Origin of the sequence: Cutibacterium sp. KBN10P07758 (assembly GCF_050286205.1) — a bacterium.
Lineage (GTDB): Bacteria > Actinomycetota > Actinomycetes > Propionibacteriales > Propionibacteriaceae > Cutibacterium > Cutibacterium acnes.
This window is the reverse complement of sequence record NZ_JBNNQV010000001.1, coordinates 752,765-772,000: the sequence shown is the minus strand read 5'-3', so window position 1 is coordinate 772,000 and position 19,236 is coordinate 752,765. Positions and strand designations below refer to the sequence as shown.

The window sequence follows — 19,236 nt, the reverse complement described above, 5'->3', positions numbered from 1 at the left end:
GGGTAGCGTCATGCATGTCATCCGTATGTATTCTCTTGGAGGCCACCGTGGTTGCTCATCCCGTTGCTGAACTCGTCACCCCCGACTGGGCAGAGGCATTAACAGGAGTGGAACCCCGGATCCACGAGATGGGCGACTTCCTACGAGCGGAGACAGCTGCCGGGAGAGGCTTTTTACCTCATGGTGACCGTATTCTACGTGCTTTCTCCCGTCCGATGGCTGATGTTCGCGTACTTATCGTCGGTCAGGACCCCTACCCGACGCCCGGGCATCCGGTGGGTTTGAGTTTTTCAGTGGAGCGGGATGTCCGACCGCTGCCGCGGTCCTTGCAAAACATCTACACCGAGTTGCAGTCAGATCTCGGTATTGCCCCATGTGAGCACGGTGATCTCACCGGCTGGTTTGAACAGGGCGTACTGCTTCTCAACAGGTGTCTAACAGTCCAGCCGGGGCGGCCAGCATCCCATCGAGGCAAGGGATGGGAGGAGGTCACCCAGACGGCGATCGAAGCTTTGGTGGCGCGCGGCGGTCCGCTGGTGGCGATCCTGTGGGGACGCGATGCGCAGTCCCTAGAGCCCATGCTGGGCAAAGTTCCTATTGTAAAGTCCTCGCACCCCTCCCCCATGTCAGCCCGGTACGGTTTTTTCGGATCTCGACCGTTTAGTCGCACGAATGAATTGCTCGTACAGCAAGGGGCCGACCCCATCAACTGGGATTTGTCGTCCCACTAATCGACTCGGCTCATGGCATCTTTCACGTCAGTCCTGTTCAGGATGTCGGAAGAGCGAGATGGCCGACGCAGCTAGTCCGCCCCACACCGTGACCATCGCACTGATCATCATGATGATCGCTGAAGTGCTCATGACAGGGCTCCTTCCTCGGTTTCTTGGAAGTTTTCGCAGGCCAGCTCCTCCTCGTGGGTAAGCTCATGATGAATCGCCGAGCGATGTGGCCACGGGATGAGTGACAGCACTATCGCCAGAACGACGAGGAGGATGGACATTCCCCAGCCGAAGATCCCAACGAAGTTTCTGGGCATTTCGCCATATCCCTTACTCGCGACAGTGATGATCTCCGTGATCCACAGGCTCAGCAAGACCAGCGGGGCGACAACACTGACCAGGGCCATCCACACCTTGTTGACCTGGAACGAGGAGTACTCGTTGAGGTGATCGCGCAACACCGGCAGCTTCCGCAGCGCCCAGGAAATGACGAGGCATGCGAGCAGGGCAACCCCAACGATGCCGATGTTGTTGATGAAGTGGTCGGTAACGTCGAGCAGATTGAGACCAGTCGTCGTCGGAAACAACACGATCGACGCAATCGCCGTCACACCGCCAATAATCCAGGTCGCAGCTTTACGTGAGATACCCGTCTTTTCTCGGAAAGCAGCGATGACGACCTCGAGCAAGCTGATCATTGAGGTGATGCCGGCGAAGACCAGGGAGACGAAGAACAGCACTCCCAGAATTGGTCCGACAGCACCGGCCTGGCTGATGATCTGTGGGAAAGCGATGAAGGCCAGGCCAATACCCGAGCCGGCGACCTCACTCACCGGCTTACCGGAAGCGGTCGCCATAAATCCCAGAGCAGCGAAGACGCCGAGGCCCGCGAGGATTTCGAACGAAGAGTTCGCGAATCCGACGACCAGGCCAGATCCTGTCAGGTCAGACTTCGGCTTGAGGTAGGAGGCGTAGGTCACCATGATCCCGAACCCCACCGATAGCGAGAAAAAGATCTGACCGTAAGCCGCCATCCACACCCGATAGTTGCCCAGCGCACCCCACGACGGGGTGAACAATGCATTAAGTCCAACCGAGGCCCCGTCAAGGGTAAGAGCGACGATAACCAGAGTAATGAACATCACCGCGAGCAGCGGCATAAAGATCCACGATGCCCGGGTAATGCCCTTCTCGACGCCGGTAGCCATGATGGCAAGCACAAAAAGCCATAGCAACAACAATGGCCAGAACACTCCAGACACGAAGTGGAACTCGACGTCAACGTTGCTAGCCACGTGCAGGAAGCTGCCCGTAAGGAACCCCTCCGGGTCGTGTCCCCACGTTTTCGTCACAGAGAACCCGACATAGCGAATGGCCCAGGCAATGATGACCGCATAGTAGATGACGATCACCCAACAGATGAGGGTCTGCCACCACCCGATGGCCTCCATGCGCCTGTGGAGACGGCGTAGAGCCATCGGCGGAGAGCCTCGGAACTTATGCCCGACGGCGTAGTCGAGGAAGAGCAACGGAATACCAGCGGTGAGCAGCGCTACCAGATAAGGCACGATGAAGGCTCCACCACCATTGCTATAGGCGACATAAGGGAACCTCCAGATATTGCCCAAGCCGACCGCAGAACCGATCGCAGCGATGAGAAAGGCGCCTCGGCCGACGAAACTCTCACGCCGCTGGGGCTTTCGAGTGGCTCTCCCCCCACCTGCGACGGTTGCGCCGGACTGCGCAGGGTCAGACATGTTGATCCTTTCGTGCAGTGAACTTTGGTGACAAAGTCTCACATACTGAAGGGAGGAGACCGGATCATGGACCATCCACTGAGATAGGCAGGAATGGATCGCTGACGTGATTCGTTGAACCCGTAACGAGAGAGCTGGCCTGCGAGGAGACAGCACATGAATAAAACCGAGATGGTCTCATCGGAGAACGCACTACCAGGGGGTCATACCCCAGTGCTGGCGATGCCGTTCTTCCACCGAGTGACCGGAGACCGGCTCGATCGTCCCTTCCCAAGCTCAGAGACGATCTACCTAGCCATGGGCTGTTTTTGGGGAGCCGAAAAGCTGTTTTGGAACACTGACGGAGTACTGCAGACCGCCGTCGGGTACATGGGCGGTCTCACCCCTAACCCCACCTACCGCGAGGTGTACACGGGATGCACCGGACACGCCGAAACCGTTCGAGTAACCTACGACCCCACTCAGGTCTCGACCGAGGCGATCCTCACTATCTTCCTGGAAAACCATGACCCTACTCAGGGAATGCGCCAGGGCAACGACGTGGGCACACAGTACCGTTCGGCGATCTGGTGCACCACCACCGAACAGTTCATGACGGCCACCACTGTCAAGGGCTCTTACCAAGCCAACCTACTCAACGCGGGCTATGGAGCCATCACGACCGCGATCTCCATGGCCAACGGCGTCGAGTTTTACCTGGCGGAGGCCGAGCACCAGCAGTATCTCGAAGACAACCCCTTCGGTTACTGCCCCGTTCACGCCACCGGGGTATGCCTCGCCGGCTCGTGAGCGAAGTAGATCTCTCCCACGTCCTACGATCAATGCACTTGGTCGCGACTCAGGGCACGATGTAGTTGCCACACCACCGGAGCATCATGGATACGACCACTACTAAAGGAGATGTATGAAGTACCGCCAGATCGGACCATTCCGTACGTCAGCAATTGCCTACGGCTCGATGCCGCTGTCTATTGAGGGCCGTCCCGACCGCGAGACCGCGATCAACATCCTCCATGACGTCCTCGACGCGGGATGCACCCACATTGACACCGCTTGGGCCTATTACGAGTCAGGAGGCGTGGAGCAGTACGGCGAAAGGCTCGTCACCGATGCCTTGGCGTCATGGGATGGTGACCATTCGACAATCTCGGTGGCCACTAAAGTCGGGCACTTTCGCTGTTTCAACGACGCCGGGCAACCCGTCTGGGATGTTGATGGGTCACCGGAACGACTGCGTCGCGACGCGAAGCTCTCGGCTGAGGCATTGCGTACCGACCAGATCGATCTATTGTATTTGCATCGCCCTGACCCCAAGGTCGAATACGAAGGCATGGTGCGGACTCTGGCCGGAATCCTCGACGACGGTTTGGCGCGTACCGCAGGCATCTCTAATGCCAATCCCGACCAGATTCGACTGGCCCACAGCATCCTCGGTGATCGTCTCGTGGCGGTGCAGAACCAGTTCTCCCCAGGATTTCTATCCTCGCGTCCGGAACTGGAGCTATGCGGCGAACTCGGCCTAGCCTTCGTCGCGTGGAGCCCGCTGGGCGGGTATCGTCGTCCCCTCGACGAGGACGCATTCGCGGCCTTCCAGCGCATCGCCGACGCCCGTGGCATCAGCCGGGCACAGGTCATCCTTGCTTGGGAGCTGAGCAAGGGCCCGCACGTCATCCCGATTCCCGGGTCCCACCGTTCCCAGACGATTCTTGATTCCCTCAGGTCCGTCGACGTCACGCTGAACGACGAGGAGCTTGCCCAGCTTCCGTGATAGCTCCTCGAGGTGGCCGAGTGCACTCGGTGATCGCTCCTCTCACGCTTCGACGCGCTCTTTCGCCTGGCGCTTGGTCCACCGGTACAGGAACGCGATTGCAGCGGCGAAGGTGATCACGCCAACGATCCCAGCGCCGCTGTCCCATGACTCAGGCGCGATGGCAATGGCGTCCTCGGATCCCGCGGCCGCGATCATGGCAGCATAGATGACACCGAAGATTGACTCACCGACGATGAGGCCCGTGGCCAGCAAGATTCCGGTCCGCTTTTTACCTTCGACATCACCGGCGGTGTGGGCCGCCCACTTGTCGAACAGCCAGCCAAGCGCGGCGCCAATCGGAATCGTCAAAGACAGGGTCATCGGCAAGTACATGCCCATCCCGACGGCTAGCGGCGGAAGGGAGAACTTCTTGGTGGTGTGAGTGAGGATCTCGTCGACGACGATAACGCCGATACCCACCAGGGCACCAATCCCCATGAGTCCCCAGTCAAGAGCCCCGCCGAAGACGCCAGTCGCCAGCGAGGAAATAAGGGTAGCTTGTGGGGCTTGCAAAGCGTTCGGACCAGCACCGGGGGCACCCTGGAAACCAAAGGCGCTCTGCATGAGCTGCATGACGGGCGGGATGATCGCCGAACCAAAAATAACTCCGATGATCAGCGCAATCTGCTGTTTCCACGGCGTCGAACCAACCAACTGACCAGTCTTGAGGTCCTGCAGGTTGTCATTCGAGATCGTCGCGATACCAAAGACGATGGATGCGGTAAACAGGGTATAGGCCACCAGCTTAACCGTCTCACCACCACCAACAGCACCATAGGTGAGTTTGATGAGGAGAGCAGCCACCAGGACGACCAGGATGCCAACGCCGGAAATCGGGCTATTGGATGCACCGATGAGACCAGCCATGTAACCGCACACAGAAGCAACAGCCAGACCGACGAGCAGGATGAACGCCAAGCTGACGATGATGACGCCGGTCATGGACCGCGATACAACCATGTCGCGAGCAAATCCCCACAGCATGAAACCGATCGGGATCATCGAGATCAACACCACGGTGAGGACAACAGAAACCGGTAGGTCACGCTCGGTCAGTGGGACTTCGCCGCCCTCGTGACGTGTCTTGGAGGAACTTATGGAATCGCTGATGCCCTTGACGATGGGGCCAATGACCTTGACAAGAGTCCAGATAGCCGCAACACCGATGGTGCCAGCACCGACGAAGCGGACATCGCTAGTGAAGACGTCCTGAATCACCGTAAGGTCGCTACCAACTTTGCCGGATACCCGCCACGGCAGGATCGCACCGTACGAAATAAAGAGACCGACGAGGATGGCCGCGGCCACGGCAATACCAACCAAGTGACCGACGCCAATGAGCGCCATCGACATGCTCACGCCAACCATCGAGCCGCTACTGTCGCCCGTCTTGAAAGGCTTGGTCAGCGCCGACTTCACAAGCTTAAGATCCGACAACAGGGCGTACGCTGCAGAGACCACAGAACCGACGATGATGACTCGCAGACCCACCTTGTTAGCCTCGGCGGCACCAGCGGAATCGCCTACTTTGAGCACCTCAGCTCCTGCGACGCCCTCCGGGTAGGGAAGATCCGAGCCTGTCACGAGGGCCCGACGCAGCGGAATCGAATACATAACGCCGAGGATGCCGCCAACTAGACAGATAGCTAGGGTGGTCCAGTACGGGAAACCTGACCACCAGCCGACCATGATAAGTCCGGGCAGCACGAAAATAATCGCGGAGAGGGTGCCGGCCGCCGACGCGATCGTCTGGACAATGTTGTTCTCTTCGACCGAGTGTCCCTTGAAGTGACGCAGCACGGCCATCGAGATGACGGCAGCAGGAATAGACGTGGCGAAGGTCAAACCGACCTTGAGCCCGAGGTAAACATTCGCCGCGGTGAAAATCAACGTCATGAGGCCACCGAGGACGATGCCTCGGAAGGTCAATTCACGTACTGAGGTTCCCGGCCGTCGGGCCGGCGCTGACGAGCTCGATAGGTCAGACATGTTCCCCTTCTTCCATAAGATGGCTTGACCACTATGCCACCATCAGAGCCCCAAGGTATGGAAAGCAACGTCCTTCACGCCAATTGTCGTCTCCCGGACTTCGGGAACACCCAAATACTCAACATCAAATAGACGTAAAGGCCCTCAACGCAAGCGGCGGTGAACCTAGCGAGCTCAAAATGAACGCCCAAGGATTCCAGCAAGGACGACAATCCCAGGGTTAGGCACACGTAATTCGTCACCATCGTCACCACGTAGCGTCCGCTCTGACGACCGAGGTTACCGTGAGAGTGGAAGTTCAGCCATCGATTCACAACGAATGAGTAGACAGCCGACAGCCCGTATCCCAGGGACACCGACACCGGATACGGCAAACCTACCCCTCGGAAGAAAACGGCCAATAGGCTCATATCGATAAGGAACCCCAACCCGTTGATAATGCAGTAACCGATGAAGGTAACGGGCAGGCCAGACAAGGGAAACGGCAGGACGGAGTGAACCGTCAAGCATCCTCTCGCGAACGCGCGGGGAACAGAACGCCGGGGAACCTTTCTAGCCCGGATGCGCCTCGCACTTGTTACCACAAACCTATTCTTGCAGCCCTATCAAGGATCGTCGTCACCGATCGGTAACCTGACGTCATGGCTACGACGAGACGGGCAACCCCCGCAGACCTACCTTTCATGGTCCACGTCCTGAGACATGCGGCAGGCGGTACATCCGGGCCGCTCGACGTCGAAGAGTGCCGCACAAATCCAGCTATCGCACATTACATCGATGGCTGGACGCCCGACCAAGTAGGGCTTATCTGTCTTGTTGACGACACCCCCGTCGGCGCCGCATGGGTCCGCAATTTGCCTGCCTCGGACCCAGGTTATGGATTTGTTGCCCCCGGAATCCCAGAACTGGTCATCGCAATCTCCCCTCACCACCGTGAGCAGGGGCTCGGCGGATACCTTCTGGAAAGCCTCCTCGACACGTGCAGTGCGAACGGAATTAAGTCTGTAAGTCTCAGTGTTGGTGTTGGTGTTGGGTGGTTGGTGCGGGTGTGTCGTCGGGTGGGGTTTGTGGTGGTGTCGTATCGTGGTAGGCGTGTGGTTATGTTGCGTGTCGACCAGACTCTAGGTTGTTGTGGCTAGCCGGCCCTGGTGTGCATGGTTGGTCCACATACTTTGATTGTGATGGTTTCTGGTCGTAGTGCTAGCGCGCCGAGCAGTTAGTGTTGGTGTGGTGGTTTCAGTGAGTGTTAGGACACGCTAGCCATGCCTCCCACGTGGCATGGCTACATAATCTGGTGGTGTGGTGTCAGGCCACACTCGTATTCCCCTACACCCGGGCCTGGTTATGTCTAGCAATAATGCGACCTATAGTCTGGCTGGGGCCTGGGCGTGTGGGTATGCGTGTGTGGGTGTATCACCCCTCCAGCCAGACTGGCTGGAGGGGTGATACACCCACACACGCATACTCCTTCCCCCTTGGGGGGAAGGAACAGTATAAGTATTCCGGCAGCGTCTTACTCTCCCACACGATCCCTCGTGCAGTACCATCAGCGTTGGAAGGCTTAACGACCGGGTTCGGAATGGGACCGGGTGTTTCCCTTCCACTATGGCCACCGGAAAACCTGATAAAACCATATCATTAATGTATGAACGGCGCCGCCCGTGAAGGGGCTGGGAGCCGTATAGTGGATACGAGTCACGCGCACACACGCGTATGGTGTTAATGAAAGTCCTCGGTCTATTAGTACCAGTCAGCTCCACACCTTACGATGCGTCCACGTCTGGCCTATCAACCCGATCATCTCTCGGGGACCTTACCAGGAACACTCCTGTGGGAACCCTTATCTTGAAGCGTGCTTCCCGCTTAGATGCTTTCAGCGGTTATCACAACCCGACGTAGCCAACCAGCCATGCTCTTGGCAGAACAACTGGCACACCAGAGGTCAGTCCGTCTCGGTCCTCTCGTACTAAAGACAGCCCTTCTCAAGATTCCTCCGCGCGCAGCGGATAGGGACCGAACTGTCTCACGACGTTCTGAACCCAGCTCGCGTGCCGCTTTAATGGGCGAACAGCCCAACCCTTGGGACCGACTCCAGCCCCAGGATGCGACGAGCCGACATCGAGGTGCCAAACCATGCCGTCGCTATGAGCGCTCGGGCAAGATCAGCCTGTTATCCCCGGGGTACCTTTTATCCGTTGAGTGACGGCGCATCCACAAGCCACCGTCAGATCACTAGTCCCGACTTTCGTCCCTGCTCGACCTGTCAGTCTCACAGTCAAGCCCCCTTGTGCACTTACACTCACCACCTGATTACCAACCAGGCTGAGGGAACCTTTGGGCGCCTCCGTTACCCTTTAGGAGGCGACCGCCCCAGTCAAACTACCCATCAGGCACTGTCCTTGAACCGGATCACGGTCCACAGTGAGATAACCAGAACAATCAGAGTGGTATTTCACCAACGACTCCACCACCACTAGCGTGGCCGCATCAACGTCTCCCACCTATCCTACACAAACCGTCCCAATCACCAATACCAAACTATAGTAAAGGTCCCGGGGTCTTTCCGTCCTGCTGCGCGTAACGAGCATCTTTACTCGTAATGCAATTTCACCGAGTTCATGGTGGAGACAGTAGGGAAATCGTTACTCCATTCGTGCAGGTCGGAACTTACCCGACAAGGAATTTCGCTACCTTAGGATGGTTATAGTTACCACCGCCGTTTACTGGGGCTTAAGTTCACCGCTACGCATACACTCACAGTTCCCCTTAACCTTCCAGCACCGGGCAGGAGTCAGTCCGTATACATCGTCTTACGACTTCGCACGGACCTGTGTTTTTGGTAAACAGTCGTTTCCCCCTGGACTCTGCGCCCCTCACCGCCACCACACCGCACGGGTGCACGACAGCTCAGGTCCCCCTTATCCCAAAGTTACGGGGGCATTTTGCCGAGTTCCTTCACCACGATTCACTCGATCGCCTCGGTATACTCTACCTATCCACCAGTGTCGGTTTAGGGTACGGGCGGACCCGCCACCTCGCTCACGAAGCTTTTCTCGACAGTACAGGATCACTCACTCACCCACAACCGTGGGCTCCCCATCATGCCTCAACCTTCACGCCCAGCGGATTTACCTACCAGACAGTCCACACACTTAGCCCCGGACAACCATCACCGGGGATGAGCTACCTCACTGCGTCCCTCCGCAGCTTGCCTACTACATGATCGGTTCACACACTCACCCACCCCAGAAGCATCAAAAACACTCCCAAGACAAGCTCACATGCTTAGCATCACACACCTCGACACGGACGGTGACAAGCCGGTACCAGAATATCAACTGGTTACCCATCGACTACGCCTGTCGGCCTCGCCTTAGGACCCGACTCACCCAGGGCAGACAAACTTGACCCTGGAACCCTTGGATAATCGGCGGACGGGATTCCCACCCGTCACACGCTACTCATGCCTGCATTCTCACTCGCATCAACTCCACCACACAGTCACCCGGCAGCTTCACCACTGACACGACGCTCCCCTACCCAACCACACAGGTTGCCACAGCTTCGGCGGATAACTTAAGCCCCGCTACATTATCGGCGCGGAATCACTTGACCAGTGAGCTATTACGCACTCTTTCAAGGATGGCTGCTTCCAAGCCAACCTCCTGGTTGTCTACGCAACTCCACATCCTTTCCCACTGAGTCACCACTTAGGGGCCTTAGCTGATGATCTGGGCTGTTTCCCTCTCGACGACGAAGCTTATCCCCCGCCGTCTCACTGCCACGCTACACTTGCCAGCATTCGGAGTTTGGCTGATTTCGGTAAGCCGATAAGCCCCCTAGACCATCCAGTGCTCTACCTCCAACAAGAACCACGCAACGCTGCACCTAAATGCATTTCGGGGAGAACCAGCTATCACGGTGTTTGATTGGCCTTTCACCCCTATCCACAACTCATCCCCTCCATTTTCAACTGAAGTGGGTTCGGACCTCCACGACGTCTTACCGACGCTTCATCCTGGCCATGGATAGATCACACCGCTTCGGGTCTAGAACACGCGACTCACGCCCTTATCGGACTCGCTTTCGCTACGACTCCCCCACCACGGGTTAACCTCGCCACGCATCACTAACTCGCAGGCTCATTCTTCAAAAGGCACGCCATCACCACACAGGCTCTGACGGCTTGCATGCGACCGGTTTCAGGAACTCTTTCACTCCCCTCCCGGGGTACTTTTCACCCTTCCCTCACGGTACTCATCCACTATCGGTCACCAAGGAGTATTTAGGCTTGACGGGTGGTCCCGCCAGATTCACGCGAAATTCCACGAGTTCCACGCTACTCGGGGCAACCCCACACCAGTGCCACGCTTACAGTTACAGGACTCTCACCCACTCCGGTACGCCTTCCCAGACGCTTCACCTTCACGCAACATTTCTCACTGGCCAATCCTGCGGCAGCAGAACCACAAGGCCCCCACAACCCCGCACATGCAACACCTGCCGGCTTGAACACACACACGGTTTAGCCTCCTCCGCTTTCGCTCGCCACTACTCACGGAATCACACTTGTTTTCTCTTCCTACGGGTACTAAGATGTTTCACTTCCCCGCGTTACCACCCACACCCCTATACATTCAGGGCAGGGCCACCGGACACTACTCCGGACATTCCAGGTTTCCCCATTCGGACATCCCCGGATCACAGCTCGCTCACCAACTCCCCAGGGCTTATCGCAGGTCACAACGTCCTTCATCGGCTCTTGGTGCCAAGGCATCCACCGATCGCACTACACAACTTTGCACAACACCACGTCGCACAAACACATACAACAATAAAGATACTCGCATCCACTATACAGTTCTCAACCACCACACGAACACCACATCACGCACACACGCACGCAACACAGCACCGCACAGGCCACCACACATGTGATACCCCACAACCCAACAGCATGCCCCCAACCCCACCCATCACAGGCAGGACGCCAACATTCCACTCACAAAAACTCCTTAGAAAGGAGGTGATCCAGCCGCACCTTCCGGTACGGCTACCTTGTTACGACTTAGTCCTAATCACCAGTCCCACCTTCGACGGCTCCCCCACAACGGTTAGGCCACCGGCTTCGGGTGTTACCAACTTTCATGACTTGACGGGCGGTGTGTACAAGCCCCGGGAACGTATTCACCGCAGCGTTGCTGATCTGCGATTACTAGCGACTCCGACTTCATGAGGTCGAGTTGCAGACCCCAATCCGAACTGAGACCGGCTTTCCGAGATTCGCTCACCCTCACAGGCTCGCCACTCTCTGTACCAGCCATTGTAGCATGCGTGAAGCCCTGGACATAAGGGGCATGATGACTTGACGTCATCCCCACCTTCCTCCGAGTTGACCCCGGCGGTCTCCACTGAGTCCCCACCATAACGTGCTGGCAACAGTGAACAAGGGTTGCGCTCGTTGCGGGACTTAACCCAACATCTCACGACACGAGCTGACGACAGCCATGCACCACCTGTGAACCGACCCCAAAAGAGGCACACCCATCTCTGAGCGCTCCCGATCCATGTCAAACCCAGGTAAGGTTCTACGCGTTGCATCGAATTAATCCGCATGCTCCGCCGCTTGTGCGGGGCCCCGTCAATTCCTTTGAGTTTTAGCCTTGCGGCCGTACTCCCCAGGCGGGGTACTTAAAGCGTTAGCTACGGCACGGAACCCGTGGAATGGACCCCACACCTAGTACCCACCGTTTACAGCGTGGACTACCAGGGTATCTAAGCCTGTTCGCTCCCCACGCTTTCGCTCCTCAGCGTCAGGAAAGGCCCAGAGAACCGCCTTCGCCACTGGTGTTCCTCCTGATATCTGCGCATTCCACCGCTCCACCAGGAATTCCATTCTCCCCTACCTTCCTCAAGTCAACCCGTATCGAAAGCACGCTCAGGGTTAAGCCCCAAGATTACACTTCCGACGCGATCAACCACCTACGAGCCCTTTACGCCCAATAAATCCGGACAACGCTCGCACCCTACGTATCACCGCGGCTGCTGGCACGTAGTTAGCCGGTGCTTCTTTACCCATTACCGTCACTCACGCTTCGTCACAGGCGAAAGCGGTTTACAACCCGAAGGCCGTCATCCCGCACGCGGCGTTGCTGCATCAGGCTTCCGCCCATTGTGCAATATTCCCCACTGCTGCCTCCCGTAGGAGTCTGGGCCGTATCTCAGTCCCAATGTGGCCGGTCACCCTCTCAGGCCGGCTACCCGTCAAAGCCTTGGTAAGCCACTACCCCACCAACAAGCTGATAAGCCGCGAGTCCATCCCCAACCGCCGAAACTTTCCAACCCCCACCATGCAGCAGGAGCTCCTATCCGGTATTAGCCCCAGTTTCCTGAAGTTATCCCAAAGTCAAGGGCAGGTTACTCACGTGTTACTCACCCGTTCGCCACTCGAGCACCCCACAAAAGCAGGGCCTTTCCGTTCGACTTGCATGTGTTAAGCACGCCGCCAGCGTTCGTCCTGAGCCAGGATCAAACTCTCCAATGAAAAAATATCACCCACCCACACACGCGCACACAGCACGCACACAGGCAACAGTGACACCACGAAGAATCCAATACACTAACCCCAAACACTGACCAAAAAAATTCAGTCACATGTCCAGAATCACAAAGGAATCATAAACAAATCCGACACATCCACAACAAACAGATGCATCAAAACTATTGACTATCAAAGACACACTGTTGAGTTCTCAAACATCACACCCACCACAACAATCCCCACACAAACCATGCAGAAACCATCACAAGGCGACCCGACCAACCCTACCACACCAACCCCGAAACCACAAAACCACGATCCCAGAACCAGCCAGCAGAACCAGCCAGCAGAACCAGCCAGCAGAACCAGCCAGCAGAACCAGCCAGCAGAACCAGCCAGCAGAACCAGCCAGCAGAACCAGCCAGCAGAACCAGCCAGCAGAACCAGCCAGCAGAACCAGCCAGCAGAACCAGCCAGCAGAACCAGCCAGCAGAACCAGCCAGCAGAACCAGCCAGCAGAACCAGCCAGCAGAACCAGCCAGCAGAACCAGCCAGCAGAACCAGCCAGCAGAACCAGCCAGCAGAACCAGCCAACCACACCACCACCAAAGCAGCAGCCCGGAAAACCATACCCGAACACTCCCCCGCCGTCAAACCCGACAAGAAAACATCCAAACACAGCCACCACCAAGAACCACACACGCAGCCCCCAACGGCCCGACACACACTACACACACCCCCACCACCAACACAAACCCACACCCACCAACCAGCAACACCCCTAGTCAGAAGGCCTTCACCGGAAGTCACGCGACTTCGTTGGTACTGACAGATCCAGGGCCTCTAGTCGATCTGCCTGCAAACTCATCACTCCTTCATTCCCTCTCTCGAGGATTCCTCGCACCACCAAAGCCCGCGACGCTCGGGCAACACGTCGATAATGTCTCCACACCCCCGGAGTGACGATGACGTTGAGCAGACCGGTTTCGTCCTCCAGGTTGAGGAAGGTCACTCCTCCAGCCGTCCCGGGTCGTTGACGGTGGGTTACCACCCCGGCGACCTCAATACGTCGTCTGGCCTCAACACCATCTAACCGGTCGACTTGCACCACACCCCGTCGATTAAGGGCATCTCGTACCTGACGGACCGGGTGATCAGTCGTACTAATACTGGTGGCGCGGAGGTCGTCACCCAGTAATTCCATCTGAGTAGGTTCGGGAAGTAGAGGAGGTTGGGTGACCACCTGAACGTCCAGCTGTCCTGGGGCGACACCATTTATCTGGCCGATCTGCCACAAAGCACCGCGTCTGGAGCCAACGAGATCGTCGAAAGCACCGGCCAGAGCAAGTGCCTCGACCTCCTCACCGCTCAGATCAACCCGACGGGCAAGATCGTCAAGGCTGACGAAAGATTCGCGTTCCCTCTCCTCAACAATCCGAGTCGCCGTCTCGATACTGATACCGGAAACATCGGAAAGTCCCAGCCTCACGGCGAAGTGGGTATCGCGACGATGATCACCATCATCACGATTAGGATCAAAGGCCCCGATCTCGGATTCGTCGTGGTCGTGGAGACACTCATCTATCCCTGTTTCCAATTCTTCACTACCGAGCTCTTCACAGCACGCATCCAACAACTCCAGATCTGCGCCTACTGAAGACCTCGCCACATCAGGACGTCTCGTCACCACCCCATGCCGTCGGGCATCAGCTACCAAGGTTGCCGAGGAGTAGAACCCCATCGGCTGACTGCGCAGCAGGGCCGCCAGAAAGACCGCCGGATAGTGGAGCTTGATCCAGGCCGAGGTGTAGACCAACCCGGCGAAACTCAGAGCATGAGACTCGGCAAACCCGAAATTCGCGAAAGATTCGATGCGGGCGTAGATGCCTTGGGCTGTGTCGTCGTCAATCCCATTGGCAGCCATCCCCTCGAAAAGTTTGGTACACAGCGAGTCGATACGCTCTACCCTCCGCTTGGACCCCATAGCTCGACGTAACAGATCAGCATCGGCAGCTGTACAGTTGCCCACCGTGGTAGCCATCTGCATAAGCTGTTCTTGAAAGAGCGGAATACCCAGGGTGCGCTCGAGCACCGGCTCCAGCAGCGGGTGGGGATAGGTGACTGGTTCAGCGCCGGTACGTCGACGGATGTAGGGATGTACTGCACCTCCCTGCACCGGGCCAGGACGAATAAGTCCGATTTCCACAGCTAGATCGTAGAAACAGCGCGGTTTGAGACGCGGCAAGGCACCAATCTGGGCGCGGCTTTCTACCTGGAATACCCCGATGCTGTCACCGCGACACAACATGTCGTAAACCCCCGGCTCATTGCGTGGAATAGAGGCCAAAGTCCAGAAGCGTCCGCAATGCTGGGAGATGAGGTCAAAGGAAATACTCAATGCCGAGAGCATCCCCAACCCAAGCAGATCGAACTTCACCAACCCCATCCAGGCACAGTCTTCTTTGTCCCACTGCAGCACCGTGCGACCAAACATTCGAGCCGGCTCAATGGGGCAGATGCGTCCTACTGGTTCTCGCGTCAGCACCATTCCAGCTGAGTGGATGCCTAGGTGACGTGGCAGACCCATTACCTGTTGGGCGAGGGTGGTGACATCGTCAGGAATCTCGGAGCCATCAGGATCGTGGGGCAAGGGCGGCACCGATCGCCTCTCCATTTGACGCGACCACGCGTCTTGCTGGCCCTGGGAATAACCGAGGGCCTTAGCCATGTCACGGACGGCACTGCGTGGACGATAGGTGATGACATCGGCTACCTGAGCAGCATTGCGCCTACCGTATTTGGCGTAGACGTACTGGATGACCTCCTCGCGACGACGAGCGTCGAAGTCGACGTCGATGTCGGGTTCCTCCTCGCGTAACACCGACAGGAACCTCTCGAAAGGCAAGCCATAGAAGACCGGGTCGACGACGGTAATTCCCAGGACATAACAGACTGCCGAAGCCGCAGCCGATCCACGTCCCTGACACAAAATTCCCTGCGACTGCGCAAACTCCACAATGTCGGAGACAATGAGGAAATATCCGGCGAAACCCCGATTCTCAATGAGGTTAAGCTCGGTAGCCAGGCGGTCCTTGGCTACCGGATCTTCCCCGTAGCACGCCCGACGTCCCTCCTCTACCAAGTGACGCAACCAGCTGATGGGAGTATGGCCGTCGGGCACTTTCTGGTCGGGCAGACGAGGACGCACCGACTTCAAGTGGAAAGCCGTCCTCTCAGCCACTGACACCGTGTTGTCCACCGCATCTCGATGACGACTGAAAAGATCTGCCATCTCAGCGCCACTACGCAGCCGTGCCACCGGGCCGGGAGGCAACCACCCGTCCATCTCGTCGAGACTGCGTCGGGCTCGCACCGCTGACAAGGCACAGGCCAACTCAAACTGCTCGGCCCCGGCGTAATGAGCAGCCGTCGTCGCCACCGTCAACAAACTGTGACGAGAAGCTAGTTCTGCGAGGAGGTCGTTGTCGCGGGAATCAGTGGGAGCCCGGTGGTCGGTCAGTTCAACTAGGACATTGTCGATGCCAAAAAGGTCAACCAGACGACGCAGCTCCGCCTCGGCCTGCAGCATTCCCCTAACTAAGCCTTGCCTTACCGCTCCTTTGCGGCACCCGGTAAGGACAGTCCAGTGCCCGTCGGCTACCTCGGCTAGATGGTCGAGATCGTGCACCGGACGGCCCTTGCGACCTCCCTCGACCAGATAAGCATCGGTGAGAGCCTCAGCCAGACGTCGATACCCTTCCGGCCCATTGGCCAGCACGAGTAAATGACTACCCATCGGGTCGACCACCCCGTTCTGCGGCTCAGGAACACCAATCGACAGTTCCGACCCGATGATGGTAGAAAGACCACAGGCTTCAGCAGCCTCGGCCATCCTGACTACTCCGTAGAGACCATCATGATCGGTCAAAGCCAGTCCTGATAGCCCTAGCTCTACCGCCCGAATGACGAGATCTTCGGGACTGGAAGCGCCGTCAAGGAAACTGTAAGAGGAATGACAGTGCAATTCGGCATAGGGCACTACCGGCCCCTCCGGCCGGACTGGGTGACGGTCAAAAGGTTTGCGGACGTGACGGTAACCGACCTGGTCAGCGTGGCTCTCCTGGTGACCATGGGGAGCAGGTCTCCCAAAAATACGTCCTTCTAGTTCACGCCAAGGAATTGGCGGATTGTGATAGCTCACCGCAATCACGCCTCGTCGTATCGAGCCTCGATCCACCAGCGGTCAGCCGACCCTGCCAACACCCAGGCCTGTTGATCCTCGGTGATCAGTTGCACCCTTTCCACTGAAACGGTCGGGGTACTCCACCACCTCTGGCGTACCGGCCATGGCCCTGCCCACGCGATAACACGCCGCCGCAACGTGCCGTCGTGGAACCACCCAGGAGTAATAGTGGGCAAATCCGAGGAGGTCGTTAGAGGCATACCATCCGTCGTCTCTAACCGGGCCGGCAGGGGGCGGGAGTACACGATCCCGGGGGCCGGGCCATCTAAGTGACCGGGCCAGGGACGATCCACCGGGCGAGCATTTTCAACAACCGTCCCAAAGGGGACGAGTCGGCGTCGATCCTTGAGCATCCGGCCACCGGCGACCTCCCCCACCAAGACCCCCTCAGGGCCCAGCCTCTCCTGCAACTGAGAGATGACGTGGACGAGGTGCTCAGTGGGCCTGGCACCAAACAGCCCCTCAGCAGCTTCCCCCGCGCGATGGATGGTGGGAACGATGCGCACCGCCTGTACGCCTGATTGACAGAACTCGTCAGCACCAAACTCGTCGATAACACGCGGAAGGTCATTAAGTTGACGCGACAATCGCCCTAGCAGATCGTCACCGCTGAACTGCCAAGGCTGACGCCAGGTGTGCTCGGAGAAACCGGTAGTAGCTCGCAACAAAATGCGGGCCTGGGAGCACACCCGCCCGGTCTCTGCCAGACGTGTCATAAATTCCTCCACCACCGGACGTACCTTGGCAACAACCTGAGCACCAGAAGGCTCCGGGTCATCAAAGACGACCTCCATAGCGTCGTCATCCTGGGGACGTCGAGACGACAACATTGTGACGTCCATCCCCCGGGCCCAGTCATGAGCACGCTGACCGGCATCAGCAAACCGCTGCACGACGTGTTGACGATCTAGATCAGCGAAGGCGCCCATTGTCGTCAGACCGAGTTGGCGCAAAGTTCGCACCAATTCCCCATCGGCCCGTCCTGTGCGAGCCAACACCGAGACGTCGTAGGGAGCCAAAAAAGCTCGAGATGTTCCTGAGGCGAGAAAGACGGGGCCCCGTTTCCCCTCACCGCTACTGTCGGTAGCCGCCACCTCGGCAGCGAATAGGCCGTCAGCTACCGATATCCCCACGTGGGGATATCCAATATGGGTCAAGACATTGACCATACGCTCAGCAGCAGCAACCTCATCGCCATAGAAACGAGCTACACCGCGAGCTGCTACCGCAGCCACACCTGGTCGCACCACGTGGACTGAAGGGGCCACGGACTTTTCGATCTCACGGACCACCTCGTCGAAGAGGACCTCCTCAGAGGCAGAATCGTAAGGCACCACAACGCCCTCGGGACAGCGTAATTGGGCCGCTCGCACCCGCAGGCCGGGAATCACACCTTCCTCGGCCGCACGTGCACAACAGTCGATGACTACACCACGGTCAGCAATCATAAGCGGGGCGTCACCAGGGTGACGCCGAGATGCGGCCACAATCCGCCACTGTGGGATCACCATCAAGAGGACCCGGACCGGAAAGGGGCTCAGTCGTTCAGCAAGCATCCGCCCTCTCCTTGGCAGAGTGCACCCCAGCACCAGTGCGAACTAACCTCACTGAACGGTTGCGGTGGTGCCTGACCACCGTTACCTCAAGTTCTTGGGCTGATAGACAGCCATACCCCTGCCCGAGGCCCCGCCAACCGATCGTGCGTACATCGATTCGAGCAGCCGGATTGGGCCAGGGCCCCAGCACTACCAGAGTTGAACCTCGGGAACGCAACCGAGCTGTTAATCGTCTTCCCGCTGTTATCGGCAGCGGTGGCGGAGCTACAGCGAGGACAACATCGAGCCCCTCAATGAGGGTAGCTACCGTCTCGAGCCAGTTCCCTGGATCGGGCACGAGCACCAACCGGGACAGCTCGACTCCCCACTGCCGCGCCGCCTCGACGCTCAACTCGGGCAGGCCTACCACTCCACACCAGCCGTGGGTGAGTAATCCCAGCCCGACCGAAGACGCCCCGTCTAATCGGTACACCGCAGGCATGAGCCCACCAGGAAAGAGCGGCTGAAGCAACGGGTGAATAGCATGACCGTTAGGCACCTCTAACCCATCAACACCACGGCTCACCAATGCGTCGACGTCGACCATCGCACCCCCTATGTCCGGCATCCAGCAACCTT

At 58.0% G+C, this 19,236-nt stretch carries 13 protein-coding genes and 3 rRNA genes; 5 read left to right on the top strand and 11 right to left on the bottom strand.

What is annotated here, in order from left to right; all coding sequences use genetic code 11:
• The first annotated feature begins 14 nt into the window (after positions 1–14).
• Positions 15–731, top strand: coding sequence for a uracil-DNA glycosylase (locus ACOYO3_RS03825; protein WP_002519227.1), 717 nt, complete (start codon positions 15–17; stop codon positions 729–731).
• Positions 732–758: 27 nt separating this feature from the next.
• Here the strand turns inward: ACOYO3_RS03825 and ACOYO3_RS03820 are convergent, their stop codons facing one another.
• Together ACOYO3_RS03820 and ACOYO3_RS03815 are read right to left on the bottom strand one after the other, a co-directional pair.
• Positions 759–863 (bottom strand): methionine/alanine import family NSS transporter small subunit, encoded by a 105-nt coding sequence (locus tag ACOYO3_RS03820; RefSeq protein WP_002551003.1) that lies wholly within the window; start codon positions 861–863, stop codon positions 759–761.
• Positions 860–2,479: a sodium-dependent transporter gene (locus ACOYO3_RS03815; protein WP_427305768.1), complete on the bottom strand. Its 1,620-nt coding sequence runs from the start codon at positions 2,477–2,479 to the stop codon at positions 860–862. Before ACOYO3_RS03815 ends, ACOYO3_RS03820 begins: the two co-directional genes overlap by 4 nt.
• Positions 2,480–2,635: 156 nt before the next feature.
• On the opposite strand from ACOYO3_RS03815, the gene msrA reads away from it, so the two are divergent.
• Together msrA and ACOYO3_RS03805 are read left to right on the top strand one after the other, a co-directional pair.
• Positions 2,636–3,268, top strand: coding sequence for a peptide-methionine (S)-S-oxide reductase MsrA (msrA, locus tag ACOYO3_RS03810; RefSeq protein WP_002518120.1), 633 nt, complete (start codon positions 2,636–2,638; stop codon positions 3,266–3,268).
• A 115-nt stretch (positions 3,269–3,383) separates the two neighbouring features.
• Positions 3,384–4,247: an aldo/keto reductase gene (locus ACOYO3_RS03805; RefSeq protein ID WP_002515128.1), complete on the top strand. Its 864-nt coding sequence runs from the start codon at positions 3,384–3,386 to the stop codon at positions 4,245–4,247.
• 42 nt (positions 4,248–4,289) lie between these two features.
• Here ACOYO3_RS03805 and ACOYO3_RS03800 read toward each other — a convergent pair whose 3' ends face one another.
• The gene (locus tag ACOYO3_RS03800; protein ID WP_002520312.1) at positions 4,290–6,218 is read right to left on the bottom strand and encodes an OPT family oligopeptide transporter; all 1,929 of its coding nucleotides are present in this window, start codon (positions 6,216–6,218) and stop codon (positions 4,290–4,292) included.
• 134 nt (positions 6,219–6,352) lie between these two features.
• Complete coding sequence (locus ACOYO3_RS03795) at positions 6,353–6,784, bottom strand: GtrA family protein (RefSeq protein WP_002518136.1); 432 nt, start codon at positions 6,782–6,784, stop codon at positions 6,353–6,355.
• 135 nt (positions 6,785–6,919) lie between these two features.
• On the opposite strand from ACOYO3_RS03795, the gene ACOYO3_RS03790 reads away from it, so the two are divergent.
• Positions 6,920–7,417, top strand: coding sequence for a GNAT family N-acetyltransferase (locus ACOYO3_RS03790; protein ID WP_002525111.1), 498 nt, complete (start codon positions 6,920–6,922; stop codon positions 7,415–7,417).
• Between the two features lie 361 nt (positions 7,418–7,778).
• On the opposite strand, the gene rrf is transcribed toward ACOYO3_RS03790, so the two are convergent.
• The 5 genes from rrf to ACOYO3_RS03765 all read right to left on the bottom strand — a co-directional run bounded on the left by rrf (position 7,779) and on the right by ACOYO3_RS03765 (position 16,858).
• A 5S ribosomal RNA gene (rrf, locus tag ACOYO3_RS03785) occupies positions 7,779–7,895 on the bottom strand.
• A 104-nt stretch (positions 7,896–7,999) separates the two neighbouring features.
• Positions 8,000–11,082, bottom strand: a 23S ribosomal RNA gene (locus ACOYO3_RS03780).
• 215 nt (positions 11,083–11,297) lie between these two features.
• Positions 11,298–12,822, bottom strand: a 16S ribosomal RNA gene (locus ACOYO3_RS03775).
• Together the 16S, 23S and 5S rRNA genes form the textbook arrangement of a ribosomal RNA operon.
• Positions 12,823–13,008: 186 nt before the next feature.
• Positions 13,009–13,482, bottom strand: a complete 474-nt coding sequence (locus ACOYO3_RS03770) for a hypothetical protein (protein WP_427305934.1) — start codon at positions 13,480–13,482, stop codon at positions 13,009–13,011.
• A 133-nt stretch (positions 13,483–13,615) separates the two neighbouring features.
• A complete protein-coding gene (locus ACOYO3_RS03765) occupies positions 13,616–16,858 on the bottom strand; it encodes an error-prone DNA polymerase (RefSeq protein ID WP_074323643.1) in 3,243 nt (1,080 codons plus the stop codon).
• Between ACOYO3_RS03765 and ACOYO3_RS03760 the strand changes: the two genes are divergently transcribed.
• Positions 16,832–16,984, top strand: coding sequence for a hypothetical protein (locus tag ACOYO3_RS03760; RefSeq protein WP_002524837.1), 153 nt, complete (start codon positions 16,832–16,834; stop codon positions 16,982–16,984). The genes ACOYO3_RS03765 and ACOYO3_RS03760 overlap by 27 nt on opposite strands.
• A gap of 41 nt (positions 16,985–17,025) precedes the next feature.
• On the opposite strand, the gene ACOYO3_RS03755 is transcribed toward ACOYO3_RS03760, so the two are convergent.
• The gene (locus tag ACOYO3_RS03755) at positions 17,026–18,618 is read right to left on the bottom strand and encodes a Y-family DNA polymerase (RefSeq protein ID WP_002524838.1); all 1,593 of its coding nucleotides are present in this window, start codon (positions 18,616–18,618) and stop codon (positions 17,026–17,028) included.
• Positions 18,608–19,204, bottom strand: a complete 597-nt coding sequence (locus ACOYO3_RS03750) for a hypothetical protein (protein WP_002529453.1) — start codon at positions 19,202–19,204, stop codon at positions 18,608–18,610. The genes ACOYO3_RS03755 and ACOYO3_RS03750 overlap by 11 nt, the downstream gene beginning before the upstream one ends.
• Positions 19,205–19,236 lie beyond the last annotated feature (32 nt).

Coding starts and splice junctions, on each gene's coding strand:
- ACOYO3_RS03820 (WP_002551003.1), bottom strand. CDS start 863: ATGAGCACTTCAGCGATCATCATGATGATCAGTGCGATGGTCACGGTG.
- ACOYO3_RS03825 (WP_002519227.1), top strand. CDS start 15: ATGTCATCCGTATGTATTCTCTTGGAGGCCACCGTGGTTGCTCATCCC.
- msrA (WP_002518120.1), top strand. CDS start 2,636: ATGAATAAAACCGAGATGGTCTCATCGGAGAACGCACTACCAGGGGGT.
- ACOYO3_RS03755 (WP_002524838.1), bottom strand. CDS start 18,618: ATGCTTGCTGAACGACTGAGCCCCTTTCCGGTCCGGGTCCTCTTGATG.
- ACOYO3_RS03805 (WP_002515128.1), top strand. CDS start 3,384: ATGAAGTACCGCCAGATCGGACCATTCCGTACGTCAGCAATTGCCTAC.
- ACOYO3_RS03790 (WP_002525111.1), top strand. CDS start 6,920: ATGGCTACGACGAGACGGGCAACCCCCGCAGACCTACCTTTCATGGTC.
- ACOYO3_RS03815 (WP_427305768.1), bottom strand. CDS start 2,479: ATGTCTGACCCTGCGCAGTCCGGCGCAACCGTCGCAGGTGGGGGGAGA.
- ACOYO3_RS03750 (WP_002529453.1), bottom strand. CDS start 19,204: ATGGTCGACGTCGACGCATTGGTGAGCCGTGGTGTTGATGGGTTAGAG.
- ACOYO3_RS03760 (WP_002524837.1), top strand. CDS start 16,832: ATGACAGTGCAATTCGGCATAGGGCACTACCGGCCCCTCCGGCCGGAC.